The organism is Polaromonas sp., from assembly GCF_036676035.1.
Taxonomy (GTDB): domain Bacteria; phylum Pseudomonadota; class Gammaproteobacteria; order Burkholderiales; family Burkholderiaceae_C; genus Polaromonas.
Genome location: NZ_JAKFDR010000112.1, coordinates 101,966 through 118,388, shown reverse-complemented (window position 1 = coordinate 118,388; position 16,423 = coordinate 101,966). Strand labels below are relative to the sequence as shown.

Below are 16,423 nucleotides of genomic sequence, written 5' to 3'. Positions count from 1 at the left end.
TATGACCAACCAACCAGGTGATTTGCGTGGAGAACCCAGGAACCGCCGATCCGGTGAGCACTGAGCCGGAGGCACTGATCACACAGCTTGCCGCGGGCAATCTGCAGGCTTTCGAACGCCTGATGCGCACGCACAACCGTCGCCTGTTCCGGGTGGCCCGCAGCATTTTGCACGTGGACAGTGATGCCGAGGACGCCTTGCAGGAAGCCTATCTGCGCGCTTTTGTCGCCCTGAAAACTTACCGCGGCACGGCGCAACTGTCCACCTGGCTGACGCGCATCGTCATCAATGAGGCGCTGGGCCGCAAACGCCGGCAGCGCGGCGCGGGTCAGCGTCTGGAAGGGGACACGGCTTTTGACATGGACAACCAGGCCGCTTTCAACGCCATCGAATCCCTGCTCTCGGAAACGCCGGAGGACCTGGCCATGCGCGGACAGCTCAGGCAACTGCTCGAAACCCGGATAGACCACCTGCCCGACGACTACCGCACGGTGTTTGTGCTGCGCGCCCTCGAAGAGCTGAGCGTGGAAGAAACCTCGCTGTGCCTGGAGATCTCACCCGCTTCGGTCAAAACCCGTTTCTTCCGCGCCCGCCAGATGCTGCGGCTGTCCCTGCTGCGGGACGTCAAGGCGGGCCTGCAGGACGCCTTTGCCTTCGAAGGGGCCCGCTGCGACCGCATTGTTCACCGCGTCATGCAGACCCTGCGTGACACACCAGGACCCTGACCGGCCCATTTCCTTTTCCCCCTTTTTTCCTCAAGTCATGTTCAGCGCAGATGACTTGCGGGACGCCTTTGCTCTGCGCTTTTCCGATTTTCTCAACGCTTTGGAGCACATCATGTCATTCAGTTTTATTCGTCACGGTGAAGACATCCTGACCAACCGTCGCAGCCTCATCCAGGGCTCGGGGCTCATCCTGTCGGGCGCGGCCATCGCCATGCTGGCCGGCCGCGACAGCCTGGCCACCAGCCACAAAACCAAATCGCCCGAAAAAGATGTCGGCATCCTGAACACGGCGCTGGGCGCGGAACTCGAGGCCATAGCGGCCTACCAGGTCAGCGCCGAAAGCGGCCTGCTGCAAAAACCGGTGCTGGATCTGGCGGTGCAGTTTCAGGGGCACCACAAAGAGCATGCCACCCTGCTGGCGTCGGTTGTCAGCAAGCTCGGCGGCAAGCCCGTCACGGCCAAAGCCAGGTACGAGTTTCCGGTCGACAAACTCAAAAGCCAGGCCGATGTTCTGCGCTTTGCGGCCATGCTGGAAAAAGGCGCGGTGAGCGCCTACCTCGGCGCCGTGCCGGTGTTTGGCGATCGCGATCTGGCCAAGGCAGCGGCCAGCATTCTGGGCGACGAGGCCATGCACTGGGCGATTCTGCGCAACGCCCTGGGTGAGGACCCGGTGCCTGTAGCCTTCATGTCGTGAAGGCGGTGATGCAGTGCGTCGCTGTACCTGGGTGCTTTTCTTTTGCGCGGCCACCCTCAGCGGGGCGGCCCATGCGGCGCCGGTCAAGGGCAATGCCGTGGCCGGCGAGCAGATTTACAGCCGCTGCTTTGCCTGCCATGCACTGGAATATGACCGGGCCGGCCCGCGGCACTGCGGGCTGTTCGGCCGCAAGGCCGGCACGCTCGCCGGCTTTGTGTATTCCACCGCCCTAAAGAACTCCGGCCTGGTATGGGATGAGAAAACACTGGACCGCTTCATTGCCAACCCTGACAAGACCGTGCCGGGAACCTCCATGGGCTATTCGGGTGTGGCCGATCCGCAGGAGCGCGCGGACCTGATGGCCTACTTGAAGCAGGCCACCCGGCCCGGCAAAAGCTGTCCGTGAAGGGGCGCCGCTCCACTTGCGGCAAAGCGGACTCCGGGGTATCAGCTTTGCGAGGGCGAAAAGCGGGCCACCAGTTCCCGGCCTTCACCGGGATAAATCAGGCGCACATGCGTCACCGGCTGCTCGCTGCTCCAGGTGCGCCGTTCGATCACCAGGCAGGCGCTGCCTTTGCGCACCTTCAGCGCCTTGGCCGTCGCGTCGCTGGCGCCTTCGGCACGAATGCGGTGTTCCGCCGAAGTCCAGGGCACCCGGCCTACCAGCCAGGCCCCCGGCGCCTCGTCCGCAAAGCTTTCGTGGACGGCCTCCGGCACGGTCAGCAGGTTGATCAGGCGCACCTCCAGGCAGAACGGGCGCTCGCCGGCGTAATGCTGGCAGGTCAGCTCCAGCACTGGGCCGGCCTCGTTCAGCACCAGGCTCTCGCGGTCGGCGCGCAGGCTGCGCCGTTTCTCGCGCTGGGTGATTTCGTAATGGTAGGGCAGGCCCAGCGCCTGCACCTCGGTCCGGATATCCTGGATCTCCAGCACCGCCGAGCGCGACTGCGAGCGCATCACAAAGCTGCCCGCCTTGCGGCGCCGTTCTATCAGGCCTGAACGGGCCAGCTGGGTCAGCACCTTGTTGACGGTCATCCGCGAGCATTGGTACTCGGCAGCCAGGTCCACCTCCGACGGAATGTGATGGCCCAAAGGCCATTTCCCGGACAGGATGCGTTGCTCGATCTCGGACAGGATGCGCTGGTGCAGCGAGGTAGACGTGTTCTTATCCATTTTGCTTGAAGAGTATGCCCGCAGATCGAAACGGTTAGAGAGCCTCAGGCCCGCAACGCTTTCATGGCCGTCCGAAAGCGCTGCTCGATGGCTTCGCGCTGCAGGTGGCGTCCGCCAGCCACCTGTTTGCGCCCGCCCGCCCACACACAGTCCACCAGTGAATGACCGGTGAATATCCAGGCGCTCAAAACCTGCTCGGGCCTGCAGCCATCCAGCGCCAGATGCCGGGCGTTCAATGACACCAGGTCGGCGCTGGCGCCCGGCGCCAAACCATAGACACCATTGACGGCGGCCACGCCGAGCGCCTGCGAGCCGCCGGCCAGGGCCGCTTCGAACAGGCTCTGGCCGGTCTCGCTGCCTGCGCGGGCCATCACATTGCGCGCCTGCCGTGCCAGCCGCTGCGAGTACTCGAGCAGGCGCAACTCCTCCGCCACGCCAATCTGCACGTTGGAGTCCGTGCCAATGCCATAGCGCCCACCCGCCTCAACAAAGCTGGGTGCATCAAAAATACCGTCACCCAGATTGGCCTCGGTCACCAGGCACAAACCGGCCACCGCCTGGCTGCCCGCCATGGCGACCAGCTCCTGCGGCGTGGTGTGCGTGGCATGCACCAGGCACCAGCGCGCATCGACCGCCGCATGGTCCAGCAGCCACTGCACAGGCCGGGCCCCTGACCAGCTGATGCAGTCGTCCACCTCTTTTTGCTGCTCGGCTATATGAATATGAATCGGGTTCGACCCGGCAAGTGCCGTGACCGCCTGCAACTGCTGCGGCGTGACGGCCCGCAAACTGTGCGGCGCCACGCCGACGACGGCCCCCTCCAGCGCGCGCAGGGCCTGCCCGGCGCCTTCGTGTAATCGGGCGTAGCTGTCCACGCTGTTGACAAAGCGGCGCTGCTGCGGGTTCGCCGCCTGGCCACCAAAACCGGCGTGTGCATAAAACACCGGCAGCAGCGTCAACCCGATGCCTGAATGAGCGGCCGCAGCGCCTATGCGCCCGGCCATTTCCGCGATGTCGGCATAGGGCTTGCCTTGCGGGTCATGGTGCAGGTAATGGAATTCAGCGACACGGGTGTAGCCGGCTTCCAGCATCTCGACATAAAGCTGCGCAGCCACGGCCTGCAACTGGTCAGGCGTCATGGACAAGGCGAAGCGGTACATAAGATCGCGCCAGCTCCAGAAACTGTCCGCCCCCGGCCCGCGCACCTCCGCCAGACCCGCCATGCCGCGCTGAAACGCATGGCTGTGCAGATTGGGCATGCCGGGCAGAACGATGGCATGGCGCTCGTCATCGGCGCCCGCCTCCACACCCGTCTGCAGGGTGGCAATGCGCCCCTGCTCCAGCCCCAGGCGCACCCGTGTCTGCCAGCCCTGGCTGGTGAGCGCGTTGTCGGCGTAAATAAAGTCCATACCCATAACCCTTATGCGGATTTAACAAAGATATTTTGAGCGTCGCTTGCAAAAAATTTTATATGTCTATACATTAACAGCTATCGAAAGAATTTCAAAGCACAATCTGCATGTCGCCCCCTGATTTTTCCCAGCCCACGTCCACGCAGGACTTGACCCAGCCCTGCGACCGGCTCTGGCGCAACGCGAACCTGCTGACCATGGCCGGCGATGGGCTGGGCGTGGTGACGCAGGGTGCCGTGGCGGTTCGCAGCGGCCGCATTGTTTATGCCGGCCCGCAAGACGCCATGCCGCCCGCCATCGCCTCCGCCGGGGAAGTGACCGATTGCGCCGGGCGCTGGATCACACCGGGTCTGATCGATTGCCACACGCATCTGGTGCATGCCGGCCACCGCGCGCGCGAGTTCGAGCTGCGCCTGCGCGGGGCCAGCTACGAAGAACTGGCGCGGGCTGGCGGCGGCATCGTGTCGTCGGTCAAGGCCTTGCGGGCTGCCACTGAAGAGGCACTGGTGCAGGAAACCCTCCCCCGGCTGGACGCCCTGCTGGCAGAAGGGGTCACGACGGTCGAAATCAAATCGGGCTACGGCCTGGACTTGATCAATGAGCGCAAGGCCCTGCGTGCGGCACGGCGACTCGGGCAAGAGCGGGCCGTGAACATCCGGACCACCTTTTTGGGTGCGCATGCCCTGCCACCCGAAGCGGCCGGGGACAAATCCGCCTACATAGCCCGCGTGGTGCACGAGATGATGCCGGCACTGGCCGCCGAAGGCCTGATGGACGCGGTCGATGGCTTTTGTGAAGGCATAGGCTTTTCGCCGGAGGAGATGACCCGGGTATTCAGCGCGGCCCGCGCGCTGGGCCTGCCGGTCAAATTGCACGCCGACCAGCTGTCCAACCTGCATGGCGCGGCTTTGGCCGCCCGGTTTGGCGCCCTGTCGGCAGACCACCTGGAACACACCGACGAAGCCGGTGTGGCGGCAATGGCCGCGGCCGGCACCGTCGCCGTGATTTTGCCCGGGGCCTATTACTTCATTCGCGAAACCAAGCAACCACCCGTGGAGCTTTTCCGCCGCCACCGCGTGCCCATGGCGGTCTCCACCGATGCCAATCCGGGGACCTCCCCCCTGACCTCGCTGCTGATGACCATGAACATGGCCGCCACGCTGTTTCGCCTGACGGTCGATGAATGCCTGGCCGGTGTCACCCGCGAGGCGGCCCGGGCGCTGGGCCTGCTCGGGGAAACCGGCACGCTGCAAGCCGGCAAATGGGCCGATCTGGCGATCTGGAACATCGACACCCCGGCCGAGCTCGTCTACCGCATGGGCTTTAACCCGCTTTACCAACGTATCTGGAGAGGACAATGACCCCACCCATCACCATCACCCCTGGTGCCACGCCGCTGGCGCAGTGGCGCGCCATCTACCGCGGCGCCATGCTGCAGCTCGACGAGGCCTGCCGCCCCAGGGTGCAGGCCAGCGCCGACACCGTCGCCCGCATCGTGGCGCGCGGCGAGCCGGTGTATGGCATCAACACCGGGTTTGGCAAGCTGGCCAGCGTGCGCATCGAGTCCGCCGATCTGGAGCGGCTGCAGCGCAACATCGTGCTGTCGCATGCGGCCGGCGTGGGCGAGCCCATGCCCCTGGCCGTCACCCGGCTCATGATGGCACTCAAACTCGCCAGCCTCGCGCAAGGCGCCTCGGGCATACAGCCGGCCACGCTGGCCCTGCTGGAAGCCATGCTGGCGCGCGGCGTGATTCCGGTGGTGCCGGCACAGGGTTCAGTGGGCGCCTCGGGCGACCTCGCGCCGCTGTCGCACATGACGGCCGTCATGATCGGCGTCGGTGAGGCCTTCACGGCTGCCGGCCGCCTGCCCGCCACCGAGGCCTTGGCGCAAGCCGGCTTGGCACCGGTCGTGCTGGGACCCAAGGAAGGTCTGGCCCTGCTCAATGGCACGCAGTTTTCCACGGCAAATGCGCTGGCCGGTTTGTTTGAGGCCGAGGTGCTCCTGCGCTCGGCGCTCGTGACAGGCGCCCTGTCGACCGACGCGGCGCGTGGTTCGGACGCACCTTTCGATGCACGCATCCACCAGCTGCGCCGCCACCAGGGCCAGATTGAAACCGCCAACGCCCTGCGCGGCCTGCTGTCCGGCAGCCCGATCCGCGCTTCGCACCTGAGCGGCGATGAACGCGTGCAAGACCCTTACTGCCTGCGCTGCCAGCCGCAAGTCATGGGCGCTTGCCTGGACATCCTGCGCCAGGCCGCCGGCGTGCTCGAGACCGAAGCCAACGGCGTCTCCGACAACCCCCTGATCTTCACGGCCGAAGGCGAGGCCTTGTCGGGCGGCAACTTCCATGCGGAGCCGGTGGCCTTTGCCGCCGACATCATTGCGCTGGCGGTGTGCGAGATAGGCTCGCTGGCCGAGCGCCGCATCGCGATGCTGGTGGACCCGGCCCTGTCGGGCCTGCCGGCCTTCCTCACGCCGCGCCCCGGACTCAACTCGGGCTTCATGATCCCCCAGGTCACGGCGGCAGCCCTGGTCTCCGAAAACAAGCAGCGCGCCTACCCGGCCAGCGTCGACTCCATCCCCACCTCGGCCAACCAGGAAGACCATGTCTCCATGGCCGCCCACGGCGCACGCCGCCTCATGCCCATGGTGGAAAATGCCACCGCGGTGATTGGCATCGAGCTGCTGGCCGCGGCGCAGGGTTGCGATTTTCACCTGCCCCTGGTGTCGAGCAAGGCGCTGGAATCGGTGCGCCAGCTGCTGCGCAACGAGGTTCCCCACCTCGAAGACGACCGCCACTTCCATCCGGACCTGGAAAAGGCCATTGCCCTGGTCCGCAGCGGCGCCATCGCGCAAGCCGCATCCCAGGTGGCCCTGCCCGACATTGCCGGAGCGCTGGCATGACGCTGCCCGCCTGGCTGAGCGTCGTGCGCGGCGACGCGCCACTGCTGCTGAGCATGCCGCACGCCGGGACGGAGCTGGCCGGGCTGGAATCCCGCTTCGTGTCGCCCTGGCTGGCACGTCGCGATACGGACTGGTGGATTCCCGAGGTTTACAGCTTTGCCGCCGAACTGGGCGTCACCGTGGTGCGCACCCGGATTTCCCGCTCCGTGATCGACGTCAACCGCGATCCGTCGGGGCAGTCGCTCTACCCGGGCCAGGCCACCACGGGCTTGTGCCCCAGCACCACCTTTGATGGCGAGGCGCTGTACCCGCCTGGCAACGAACCGACGGATGCGGACATCGAGGCCCGCCGCGGTGAGTTTTTTGACCCCTACCATGCGGCCTTGAACACCGAGCTGGCGCGCCTGCGCGCCCAGCACCCACGTGTCGTGCTGTACGACTGCCACTCGATCCGCTCGGTGATCCCCCGGTTGTTCGACGGCGTGTTGCCGGTGTTCAACCTGGGCACCAACAGCGGCGCCAGTGCCGATGCCCAGCTCACGGCGCAGGTGCAGGAGGTGCTGCAGGGCAGCGGCCAGAGCCATGTGGTCAACGGCCGCTTTCGCGGCGGCTGGATCACCCGCAGCCACGGGCAGCCGGCGCAAGGCCTTCATGCCCTGCAGATGGAAATGGCCTGCCGTGCCTACATGCCGGAGCCCGAGGGCCCGCCCACGCAGAACAACTGGCCCACGGCCTTCGATCCGGTTGCCGCCAGCCGCACCCGGGACACCCTGCGCCAGGTCCTGCAGGCAGCGCTTGACTGGGCGCGCGCCACCCTCTGATTCATTTCCCCTCATTACGCCCAATTTCCCAGGAGACTTTCATGACCAAGCTTTCACGCACCGACAATTCCCGTGTGATCCGCGCGGCCCGAGGCAGCCAGCTGTCCGCCAAGAGCTGGCTGACCGAAGCGCCCCTGCGCATGCTGATGAACAACCTTGACCCGGAGGTGGCCGAGCGGCCGGGCGATCTGGTGGTGTACGGCGGCATCGGCCGCGCCGCGCGCGACTGGAAATCCTACGACCAGATCGTGCAGGCCCTGACAACATTGGAAGACGACCAGACCCTGCTGATCCAGTCGGGCAAGCCGGTGGGCGTGTTCCGCACCCATGCCGATGCACCGCGGGTGCTGATTGCGAACTCCAACCTGGTTCCGAAATGGGCCACGTGGGAGCATTTCGACGAACTCGACCGCAAGGGCCTGATGATGTACGGCCAGATGACCGCGGGCTCGTGGATTTACATCGGCAGCCAGGGCATCGTGCAAGGCACCTACGAGACCTTCGTCGAAGCAGGGCGTCAGCACTTCGGCGGTAACCTGGCGGGCCGCTGGATTCTCACGGCCGGCCTGGGCGGCATGGGCGGCGCCCAGCCGCTGGCGGCGAGCTTTGCCGGCGCCTCGTCGCTCAATATCGAATGCCAGCAAAGCCGCATCGACTTCCGGCTGCGCTCGCGCTACCTGGACGAGCAGGCGACGGACCTCGACGACGCGCTGGCACGCATCGCCAGGTACACCCGCGAGAAAAAGGCCGTGTCCATCGGCTTGCTCGGCAATGCGGCCGAGATTTTGCCGGAGCTGGTCAAGCGGGCCAAGGCGGGCGGCATCCGGCCCGACCTGGTGACCGACCAGACCTCCGCGCATGACCTGGTGAACGGCTACCTGCCGGCCGGCTGGAGCGTCCATGACTGGCAGGCCGCACAGGCCGACTCAAGCCGGCATGCCGCGCTGCGCGATGCGGCGGCCAGGAGCTGCGCCGTGCACGTGCAGGCCATGCTGGCCTTCCAGGCGATGGGCGTGCCGACGGTGGATTACGGCAACAACATCCGCCAGGTGGCACTCGACCAGGGTGTGAAAAACGCCTTCGACTTCCCCGGCTTCGTGCCCGCCTATATCCGGCCGCTGTTTTGCCGCGGCAAGGGCCCGTTCCGCTGGGTCGCCTTGAGCGGCGATCCGGAAGACATCCGCAAGACCGACGCCAAGATGAAAGAGCTGTTCCCGCAGGATGCCCACCTGCACCGCTGGCTGGACATGGCGGGCGAGCGCATCGCCTTCCAGGGCTTGCCGGCCCGCATCTGCTGGATTGGACTGGGTGAGCGCCAGCGCGCCGGCCTGGCCTTCAACGAGATGGTCAAGAACGGCGAGCTCAAGGCGCCCATCGTGATCGGCCGCGACCACCTGGACTCCGGCTCGGTGGCCAGCCCCAACCGCGAAACCGAAGCGATGCGCGACGGCAGCGATGCCGTGTCCGACTGGCCGCTGCTCAACGCCCTGCTCAACACCGCCAGCGGTGCCACCTGGGTTTCGCTGCACCACGGCGGCGGGGTCGGCATGGGTTATTCGCAGCACTCCGGCGTGGTGATTGTTTGCGACGGCAGCGACGCGGCGGCCAAGCGCATTGAGCGCGTGCTCTGGAACGACCCGGCCACCGGCGTCATGCGCCATGCCGATGCCGGCTACGACATTGCCCTAGCTTGCGCACGCGAGCAGGGTTTGAACCTGCCGGGCATTCTGTAAACCATGCTGCGCGTGATCCGGGCGGCAGAATGCCGCGCCATGCCCTGGAAAAACGGCGGCGGCGAGACCACCGAGCTCGCCGTCTTCCCGCCGGGCGCGAGCCTGGATGACTTTGGCTGGCGCGTCAGCCGCGCGCGGGTGGCCAGCGACGGCGCGTTCTCCCGCTTTGACGGCGTAGACCGCAGCCTGGCCGTGCTCGATGGTGCAGGGCTGGTGCTGTCGATTGGGCAAGCGCCTGCCGTCACGCTGGCCCCCGGCTCACCCCCTCTGCGCTTTGCGGCCGATGTGGCAACTTTCGCGCGGCTGGTGCGTGACAAGGAGGCGGTTCACGATCTGAATGTGATGACGCGCCGCGACCGTTTTGAGCATTCGGTGGCGCCGCTGCAACTGCACGGCAAAACCACGCTGAGCGGCTATGCCAGCAGCGCCTTGCTGGTGTGCCATCGGGGGAGCGTGCAGGTGCAGACCCCGCAAGGCAGCGCGCAGCTCGGCCCCGGCGATGCCCTGTGGGTTGAACAGCCTGGTGCGGTGTCATGGGACCTGCAGGCCGTCGCCAGCCATGCGGCGGATGACGCCCAAGGCTGCTCGCTGTTCTGGGTGCAGATCAGGGATTTATGAATATCGCGGCAAGCGACTCGCCTCAATACCGTTCAGTTAAGCCGTTCACCCTGAGCGTGTCGAAGGGGCTGGTCGCAGGTCAACAGGGCTTCGACCCTTCGACAAGCTCAGGACAGGCCAAGCTCAGCCTGAACGGAGTGTGGTGACTAACTGAGCTGTATTGCACCTAGCCTGGTTGATGGAGCAATAGAAACATTCAGGCCAGTAGCCCTTGAGGGCATTGCGTGAGCAGCTATCAAATAAGTAGCAATTACTCAGCAGTCCGAAAGTAGTGCGACCTGCTTTGTCATCCTGAGCGCAGCGAAGGATCTCGGCATGCTGGCAAGATTCTTCGCGTTGCTCAGAATGACAACATGGCTGGCGTCGCCTTCGTTACGACTGCTGAGTAAATACGAAACCCCCATCAGCGCTTTTTGGCCTTCTCATACAAAGGCATGACACGCGGCAGGTTGCGCTCGATATCGGCAATCCGGGTGTTGCCCGCCGGGTGGGTGCTCAGCCATTCGGGCGGCGCGCCCCCGCCGTTGGCGGCCATTTTTTGCCACAGGGTGATCCCGGCCTGCGGATCGAAACCGGCACGGGCCGCCAGCTCCAGCCCGACCAGATCGGCTTCGGACTCGTCTTCGCGGCCGAACTTGAGCGTGAGCAAATTGGCGCCGCCCCGTGCCACGCTGTCGGTCAGTCGCGGGTCCAGGCCAAAGATGCCGGCGACGACCGCGCCGCCGAGGCGCGCCATGCCCTGGGTTGCGGCATTTTTGCCGATGCGCTCGCGCGCATGCTCGCGCAGGGCATGGGCAATTTCGTGGCCCATCACTTGCGCCACTTCATCGTCGGTCAACTGCAGCTGCTCGAGGATGCCGGTGTAAAAGATAATCTTGCCGCCGGGCATGCAAAAGGCATTGATCTGCTTGCTGCCGATCAGGTTGACCTCCCATTTCCAGTCCCGGGCGCGCGGGTTCCAGTCGTAGCTGTAGGGAATGATGCGCTGCGCGATGCGCCGCAGGCGCATCACCTGCGGGTGGTTGGCCGGGGCCAGCGCTTTCTTGCCGGCGGCGTCCCGGAGCATGTCGCCGTACTGCTGGGCCGCCCCGGCTTCGACCTCACTGGCCGGCACCAGTCTGGCAAAGCCGGAGTTTTTGCCCACCTCTACGCCTTCGCGCTGGGCCAGGGCCCCGGGGCTGGCCAGCAAGGTGGCCGATAACAGCAGCGAAGTCCAGCGTAGCGTCACGTTCATCACGATCTTCCGATTGAGGCAGCGTATGTTCAAAGCGTATTATTCCCGCATGCAAAAGACCCTACCCGACCAGCCCCGGGCTCCAGACACGGCGCTCCCTAACAACGCCGCCTCGGTCAGCTGGGCCGACACCTTGCGGGTCTACCTGGAAGCGCCGACCTTGCGCATGCTGCTGCTGGGGTTTTCGGCCGGGCTGCCGCTGTTGCTGGTGTTTGGCACGCTGAGCTTTTGGCTGCGCGAAGCGGGCATAGACCGCACCACCATCGGTTTCCTGAGCTGGGTCGGTCTGGCCTACGCCTTCAAATGGGTCTGGGCGCCGCTGGTGGACCGCCTGCCGATTCCACTGCTGACGCGCCTGCTGGGGCGCCGGCGCAGCTGGTTGCTGCTGTCGCAGGCGGTCATCATGGCCGCGCTGGTGAACATGGCCCTGACCGACCCCCAGCTGGCCCTGCAGCCCATGGTCTGGGGCGCGCTGGCCGTGGCCTTTGCGTCGGCCACCCAGGACATCGCGCTCGATGCCTTCCGGATCGAGTCGGCCGACGCCAAGCGCCAGGCCGCGCTGGCAGCGTCCTACCAGACCGGCTACCGCATCGCCATGATCTGGGCCGGCGCCGGCGTGCTGTGGATTGCCGCCCGCGCCGAAGTGGCCAGCGTGGCGAACTACCAGCACACGGCCTGGCAAACGGCTTACCTGGTGATGGCCGCGTCCATGCTGCTGGGCGTGGCCACCGTGCTGTTCTCGCCCGAACCGGCCCCGCGCGTGCTGGCGCCCTCGCGCAATGTCGCCGAGTGGCTGAAAAGCGCCCTGGTCGAGCCGTTTGCTGATTTTCTGCGCCGCTATGGCAAGCAGGCCCTCCTGATCCTGGCGCTGATCGCCATCTACCGCATCAGTGACGTGGTCATGGGCATCATGGCCAACCCGTTTTACGTGGACATGGGCTACACCAAGGACGAAGTCGCCGCGGTCACCAAAATCTACGGCGTGATCATGACGCTGGCCGGTGCTTTTGTGGGCGGCGCGCTGGCCATGCGCTTGGGCGTGATGCGCGTGCTGATGCTGGGCGCCGTCCTGAGCGCGGCCAGTAACCTGCTGTTCGCCTGGCTGGGCACGCGCGGGCACGATGTCACCGCGCTGATTGTTGTGATCTCGGCCGACAACCTCTCCAGCGGCATCGCCTCGGCCGCCTTCATTGCCTACCTGTCCAGCCTGACCAACGTCAATTATTCGGCCACGCAGTACGCGCTGTTCAGCTCCATGATGCTGCTGGCGCCCAAGTTTCTGGCGGGCTACTCCGGCAAGTACGTCGATGCCTTTGGCTACAGCCATTTTTTCACGGCCACCGCCCTGCTCGGCCTGCCGGTGCTACTGCTGGTCTGGCTCGCTTCAAAGGCAAAAACACCTTCCAGCCCTTGATGGATGTGCGCCAACAGCTACTGATTCGATAGCAAATAACCGACCGGACCAGCCACCCCTCAAGCTTATGTTGCAGGCACGTCGTAACGGTTTACCGTATCTTTACGAGGGCTTCAAGCGCTCTTGTCGCAGCGCGTGCAGCATGGGGCCTGTTGCGGCCGCGACCTGCTCAGCAAAAGGTCTTTCCCTGCAGCCGAGATTTAGCCCATGACACAACAACTCCTGATGATCGAGGACGACACCCGCCTGGCGGCCATGGTGGGTGAATACCTGCGCCAGTCCGGCTACGGCTTCACCCATGCGGCGGACGGCGCCAGCGGCCTGGCCGCGCTGGAGGCAGCCACCCCCGACCTGGTGATCCTGGACCTGATGCTGCCCGACATGGATGGCCTGGAAGTCTGCCGCCGCATCAAGAGCCTGGGGGGCAACAACAGCGAAATGGCCAGCGTGGCCGTGCTGATGCTGACGGCCAAGGGCGATCCGATGGACCGCATCGTGGGGCTGGAGATCGGCGCCGACGACTACCTGCCCAAGCCCTTTGAGCCGCGCGAGCTGCTGGCGCGCATTCGCGCGGTGTTGCGCCGGGGCGCCGAGGTAGGCGCCGCCGGGCCGTCCGGTGGCGCCCACAAGGCCATGCGCTTTGGTTCGCTCGAGATCGACCGCGATGCACGCACCGTGACGGTCTCGGGCCATCCGGCCGAGCTGACCTCCTACCAGTTTGACCTGCTGGTGACGCTGGCCGAGCGCGCGGGCCGCGTGCTCAGCCGCGACCAGATCATGGAAGCCGTGCGCGGCCGCGAACTGGAAGCCTTCGACCGCTCCATCGACGTGCACATGGGCCGCATCCGCAGCGCCATCGAACTGGACGCCAAGGACCCGAAACGCATTCTCACGGTGCGCGGGGTCGGCTATGTATTCGCCAAGCAGCAAGACTGACAGCCCCGCCCCAACCCGCACGAGCCCCACCATGTGGTCACGTTTTACCTCGCACCTGTATGTGCGCATCTGGATGGCCGTGGTGGCGACCGTGATGGTCCTGACTTTTCTGGTGGGCGCGGCGTGGCGGCTGAGCACAGACCCGCCTCAACTGCCCATCCGTGAAGTCCTGGTCCACAACAAGGCGGGCGACGTCATCGGTACGGCGCAAACCAGGCCGGGCCGCAAGCTGGGCGACGACCTGGAGTTTGATGTCGTCACCAAGGACGGCCAGACCCTGAACCTGCTGCTGCCCAGGCCCAAGCGCCCGCCCGGCAACCCCTGGAACCGGCCGCCTTTTGGTTTTGGCTGGATGCTGGTCCTGGTCGGGCTCGCCGTGGCGCTGGGCGCCTACCCCATCATCCGGCGCCTGACGCTGCGGCTTGAAGCCCTGCAGCGTGGCGTGGAGCGCTGGGGCGCGGGCGACCTGTCTGCGCGTGTCAATGCCGATGGCCATGACGAGGTGGCTTTCCTGGCCGAACGTTTCAACCACGCCGCCGAGCGGATTGAAACCCTCATGGAGTCGCACAAATCCCTGCTGGCCAATGCCTCGCACGAACTGCGCTCGCCTCTCGCCCGTATAAGAATGGGACTGGAACTGATGGAAAACAGAGCCCCCACGCTTGTCGCTTCGCGTGCCTCCGGCGTTGCGCTGCCCCTGTCCTCTGAAGTTGGGGCTAATTTCCCTGGGGGCGGCCCGGCGGAAAATTCGACGCTCAAACGCTCGCCCACGCCTAAAGAGGAAATCTCTCGCAGCATCAACGAACTGGACCAGTTGATTGACGAAATCCTGCTGGCCAGCCGGCTCGATGCGCGGCAGGCCGACGCCGAGCCCTTTGAAATGCTGGACCTGACCGGGCTGGCCGCGGAAGAGTGCGCCCGCGTCAATGCCGAGCTGTACACCGGACCCGATGGCACTGACGCCGAGCACAGCGTGACTGTGCAGGGCTCGCCGCGACTGCTGCGCCGCCTGATACGCAACCTGCTGGAAAACGCCAGGCGTTACAGCCTGGGGGAAATCAGCCTGGAGCTGACGCACCGCGGCAGCGGCACGCACCAGCAGGCGGTGATCCGGGTCAACGACCGCGGCCCGGGCGTGCCGGCCGCCCAGCGCGAGCGCATTTTTGAACCGTTTTACCGCCTGCCCGGCGCCAGCGAGCGTGAAGGCAGCGTGGGCTTGGGCCTGGCCCTGGTCAAGTCCATCAGCCAGCGCCATGGTGGCACGGTGCGCTGCGAGGCCCGCACTGGCGGTGGCGCCAGCTTTGTGGTGGAGCTGCCGGTATTGCCGGGCGGCTGACGCCTGGGGCCGTGCGCCCCCCGGTCACGCTTTGTTGCAAAAGTCGCTTCAAAACCCCTGCCCCTCCTCCATTTGGAGGATGGTCAAAGCCATTTTCCTTTGTCATAGTTCAGGGGTTGCTGTCACAACAAGAGCACAAGAGCAATTCAAGGGGCCAGAGCCCTGAAACGTCGGCGAATGGATTTTCCGGTCTCCCAACGACATCCTCTTTCCGGAGGATTTTCAAAAGCTGCCTCACGGCAGCTTTTTTTTGGTCGTTTTCAGCATAATGAGCCCATGAACGATGCCAGCACCCCCGCACACCCCAGCCTGCAAACCCGCTTGACCCGCCAGTTTGGCCTTCAGACGCCGCTGGTGCTGGCCCCCATGGCGCTGGCCTCGGGCGGCGCACTGGCCGCCGCCTGCGCCCAGGCTGGCACGCTCGGACTGGTCGGCGGCGGCTATGGCGATCTGGCCTGGACTCAAGCGCAGTACCAGCTCGCACTGCAAAACACCGGCTCCGACGGCGCCCGCGCGCGCCTGGGCTGCGGCTTCATCACCTGGAAGCTCGACGAAGACGCCAGTGCACTGGACTGGGTGCTGGCGCATCCGGCCGCCGAAAAACCGCACGCCATCATGCTGTCGTTTGGCGACCCGCGACCCTATGCGGCCCGCATCGCCGCCGCCGGTGCGGCCCTGATTTGCCAGGTGCAGCGCATGGAGCAGGTGCCGCTGGCGCTCGAAGCCGGCGCCCGTATCATCGTGGCCCAGGGCGGTGAAGCCGGCGGCCACGGCATGAATTCCCTCAACAGCCGCGCCACCATCACCTTTGTGCCCGAACTGGCCGACTGGCTGACCGTCCACGCCCCCGACACGCTGCTGCTGGCCGCCGGCGGCATTGCCGACGGGCGCACGCTGGCCGCTGCGCTGGTGCTGGGCGCCGACGGCGCGCTGGTGGGCTCGCGGCTGTGGGCCACGCATGAAAGCCTGGCCGCCCAGGGTGCCAAGGCCCAGGCGCTGGTCACCACCGGGGATGGCACGGCACGCAGCAGTGTGTTCGACATTCTGCGGCGCAAGAACTGGCCCGAACCCTACGACTTCCGCGCCATCCGCAACGACCTGCACCGCCAGTGGGAGGCGCGCATCGACGCCCTGCGGGCGGACCCGGCCGCCGCCCGCGCCGACTATGACGAAGGCGTCAAGGCCGGTGATTTCTCCCGGGCCCATGCCACCGTGGGTGAGGCGGTCGGCCTGATTGGCAACCTGGCGCCAGCCGCCGAGGTGATCGCCCGCATGAGCACCGACGCCGCCGAGGTCTTGAGCAAAACGGGCTTCTAGGCCCCCACGGTCGTTCACTGCGTGTAACTCCCTGCCCCCCGAGGGGGCCGCCGCTTGCTCGGGGCGGCCCTTCGCTGCACTACTAGCCCAACAACAACGGGCGCGAAC

The 16,423-nt window shown here is 65.9% G+C and carries 15 protein-coding genes; 12 read left to right on the top strand and 3 right to left on the bottom strand.

What is annotated here, in order from left to right:
• The first annotated feature begins 26 nt into the window (after positions 1-26).
• The 3 genes from V6M61_RS16480 to V6M61_RS16470 all read left to right on the top strand — a co-directional run bounded on the left by V6M61_RS16480 (position 27) and on the right by V6M61_RS16470 (position 1,825).
• A complete protein-coding gene (locus tag V6M61_RS16480; protein WP_332777668.1) occupies positions 27-725 on the top strand; it encodes an RNA polymerase sigma factor in 699 nt (232 codons plus the stop codon).
• A gap of 112 nt (positions 726-837) precedes the next feature.
• Entirely contained in the window at positions 838-1,419 is a 582-nt protein-coding gene (locus tag V6M61_RS16475) for a ferritin-like domain-containing protein (RefSeq protein WP_332777667.1), read from the top strand.
• A gap of 97 nt (positions 1,420-1,516) precedes the next feature.
• A complete protein-coding gene (locus V6M61_RS16470) occupies positions 1,517-1,825 on the top strand; it encodes a c-type cytochrome (protein WP_332777699.1) in 309 nt (102 codons plus the stop codon).
• 41 nt (positions 1,826-1,866) lie between these two features.
• On the opposite strand, the gene hutC is transcribed toward V6M61_RS16470, so the two are convergent.
• Positions 1,867-2,589 (bottom strand): histidine utilization repressor, encoded by a 723-nt coding sequence (gene hutC, locus V6M61_RS16465; protein ID WP_332777666.1) that lies wholly within the window; start codon positions 2,587-2,589, stop codon positions 1,867-1,869.
• A gap of 44 nt (positions 2,590-2,633) precedes the next feature.
• Entirely contained in the window at positions 2,634-4,004 is a 1,371-nt protein-coding gene (locus V6M61_RS16460; RefSeq protein ID WP_442957795.1) for a formimidoylglutamate deiminase, read from the bottom strand.
• Between the two features lie 104 nt (positions 4,005-4,108).
• Here V6M61_RS16460 and hutI point away from each other — a divergent pair, with 104 nt between their 5' ends.
• From hutI to V6M61_RS16435, 5 genes are read left to right on the top strand one after another with little or no spacing between them, the layout of a single operon-like run.
• On the top strand, positions 4,109-5,362 hold the full coding sequence (hutI, locus tag V6M61_RS16455; RefSeq protein ID WP_332777664.1) for an imidazolonepropionase: 1,254 nt from the start codon (positions 4,109-4,111) through the stop codon (positions 5,360-5,362).
• Positions 5,359-6,906, top strand: a complete 1,548-nt coding sequence (gene hutH, locus V6M61_RS16450; RefSeq protein WP_332777663.1) for a histidine ammonia-lyase — start codon at positions 5,359-5,361, stop codon at positions 6,904-6,906. The genes hutI and hutH overlap by 4 nt, the downstream gene beginning before the upstream one ends.
• Complete coding sequence (gene hutG / locus V6M61_RS16445; RefSeq protein WP_332777662.1) at positions 6,903-7,727, top strand: N-formylglutamate deformylase; 825 nt, start codon at positions 6,903-6,905, stop codon at positions 7,725-7,727. Before hutH ends, hutG begins: the two co-directional genes overlap by 4 nt.
• 41 nt (positions 7,728-7,768) lie before the next feature.
• Positions 7,769-9,460: a urocanate hydratase gene (gene hutU, locus V6M61_RS16440; RefSeq protein ID WP_332777661.1), complete on the top strand. Its 1,692-nt coding sequence runs from the start codon at positions 7,769-7,771 to the stop codon at positions 9,458-9,460.
• Between the two features lie 3 nt (positions 9,461-9,463).
• The gene (locus V6M61_RS16435) at positions 9,464-10,078 is read left to right on the top strand and encodes a HutD/Ves family protein (protein ID WP_332777660.1); all 615 of its coding nucleotides are present in this window, start codon (positions 9,464-9,466) and stop codon (positions 10,076-10,078) included.
• 403 nt (positions 10,079-10,481) lie between these two features.
• On the opposite strand, the gene V6M61_RS16430 is transcribed toward V6M61_RS16435, so the two are convergent.
• Positions 10,482-11,312, bottom strand: a complete 831-nt coding sequence (locus tag V6M61_RS16430) for a M48 family metallopeptidase (RefSeq protein ID WP_332777659.1) — start codon at positions 11,310-11,312, stop codon at positions 10,482-10,484.
• Between the two features lie 49 nt (positions 11,313-11,361).
• Between V6M61_RS16430 and V6M61_RS16425 the strand changes: the two genes are divergently transcribed.
• The 4 genes from V6M61_RS16425 to V6M61_RS16410 all read left to right on the top strand — a co-directional run bounded on the left by V6M61_RS16425 (position 11,362) and on the right by V6M61_RS16410 (position 16,315).
• Positions 11,362-12,726, top strand: a complete 1,365-nt coding sequence (locus V6M61_RS16425; RefSeq protein WP_332777658.1) for an AmpG family muropeptide MFS transporter — start codon at positions 11,362-11,364, stop codon at positions 12,724-12,726.
• A 207-nt stretch (positions 12,727-12,933) separates the two neighbouring features.
• Positions 12,934-13,662, top strand: coding sequence for a response regulator transcription factor (locus V6M61_RS16420; protein ID WP_332777657.1), 729 nt, complete (start codon positions 12,934-12,936; stop codon positions 13,660-13,662).
• A gap of 31 nt (positions 13,663-13,693) precedes the next feature.
• Positions 13,694-14,998, top strand: coding sequence for a sensor histidine kinase (locus V6M61_RS16415; protein ID WP_332777656.1), 1,305 nt, complete (start codon positions 13,694-13,696; stop codon positions 14,996-14,998).
• A 276-nt stretch (positions 14,999-15,274) separates the two neighbouring features.
• On the top strand, positions 15,275-16,315 hold the full coding sequence (locus V6M61_RS16410) for an NAD(P)H-dependent flavin oxidoreductase (RefSeq protein WP_332777655.1): 1,041 nt from the start codon (positions 15,275-15,277) through the stop codon (positions 16,313-16,315).
• The last annotated feature ends 108 nt before the right edge of the window (positions 16,316-16,423 follow it).

Bases quoted from the DNA above. Each gene is read 5' to 3' on its own strand.
- V6M61_RS16415 (WP_332777656.1), top strand. From the start codon at position 13,694: ATGTGGTCACGTTTTACCTCGCACCTGTATGTGCGCATCTGGATGGCC.
- hutG (WP_332777662.1), top strand. From the start codon at position 6,903: ATGACGCTGCCCGCCTGGCTGAGCGTCGTGCGCGGCGACGCGCCACTG.
- V6M61_RS16435 (WP_332777660.1), top strand. From the start codon at position 9,464: ATGCTGCGCGTGATCCGGGCGGCAGAATGCCGCGCCATGCCCTGGAAA.
- hutI (WP_332777664.1), top strand. From the start codon at position 4,109: ATGTCGCCCCCTGATTTTTCCCAGCCCACGTCCACGCAGGACTTGACC.
- hutC (WP_332777666.1), bottom strand. From the start codon at position 2,589: ATGGATAAGAACACGTCTACCTCGCTGCACCAGCGCATCCTGTCCGAG.
- V6M61_RS16475 (WP_332777667.1), top strand. From the start codon at position 838: ATGTCATTCAGTTTTATTCGTCACGGTGAAGACATCCTGACCAACCGT.
- V6M61_RS16410 (WP_332777655.1), top strand. From the start codon at position 15,275: ATGAACGATGCCAGCACCCCCGCACACCCCAGCCTGCAAACCCGCTTG.
- hutH (WP_332777663.1), top strand. From the start codon at position 5,359: ATGACCCCACCCATCACCATCACCCCTGGTGCCACGCCGCTGGCGCAG.
- V6M61_RS16430 (WP_332777659.1), bottom strand. From the start codon at position 11,312: ATGAACGTGACGCTACGCTGGACTTCGCTGCTGTTATCGGCCACCTTG.
- V6M61_RS16420 (WP_332777657.1), top strand. From the start codon at position 12,934: ATGACACAACAACTCCTGATGATCGAGGACGACACCCGCCTGGCGGCC.
- V6M61_RS16460 (WP_442957795.1), bottom strand. From the start codon at position 4,004: ATGGGTATGGACTTTATTTACGCCGACAACGCGCTCACCAGCCAGGGC.
- hutU (WP_332777661.1), top strand. From the start codon at position 7,769: ATGACCAAGCTTTCACGCACCGACAATTCCCGTGTGATCCGCGCGGCC.
- V6M61_RS16425 (WP_332777658.1), top strand. From the start codon at position 11,362: ATGCAAAAGACCCTACCCGACCAGCCCCGGGCTCCAGACACGGCGCTC.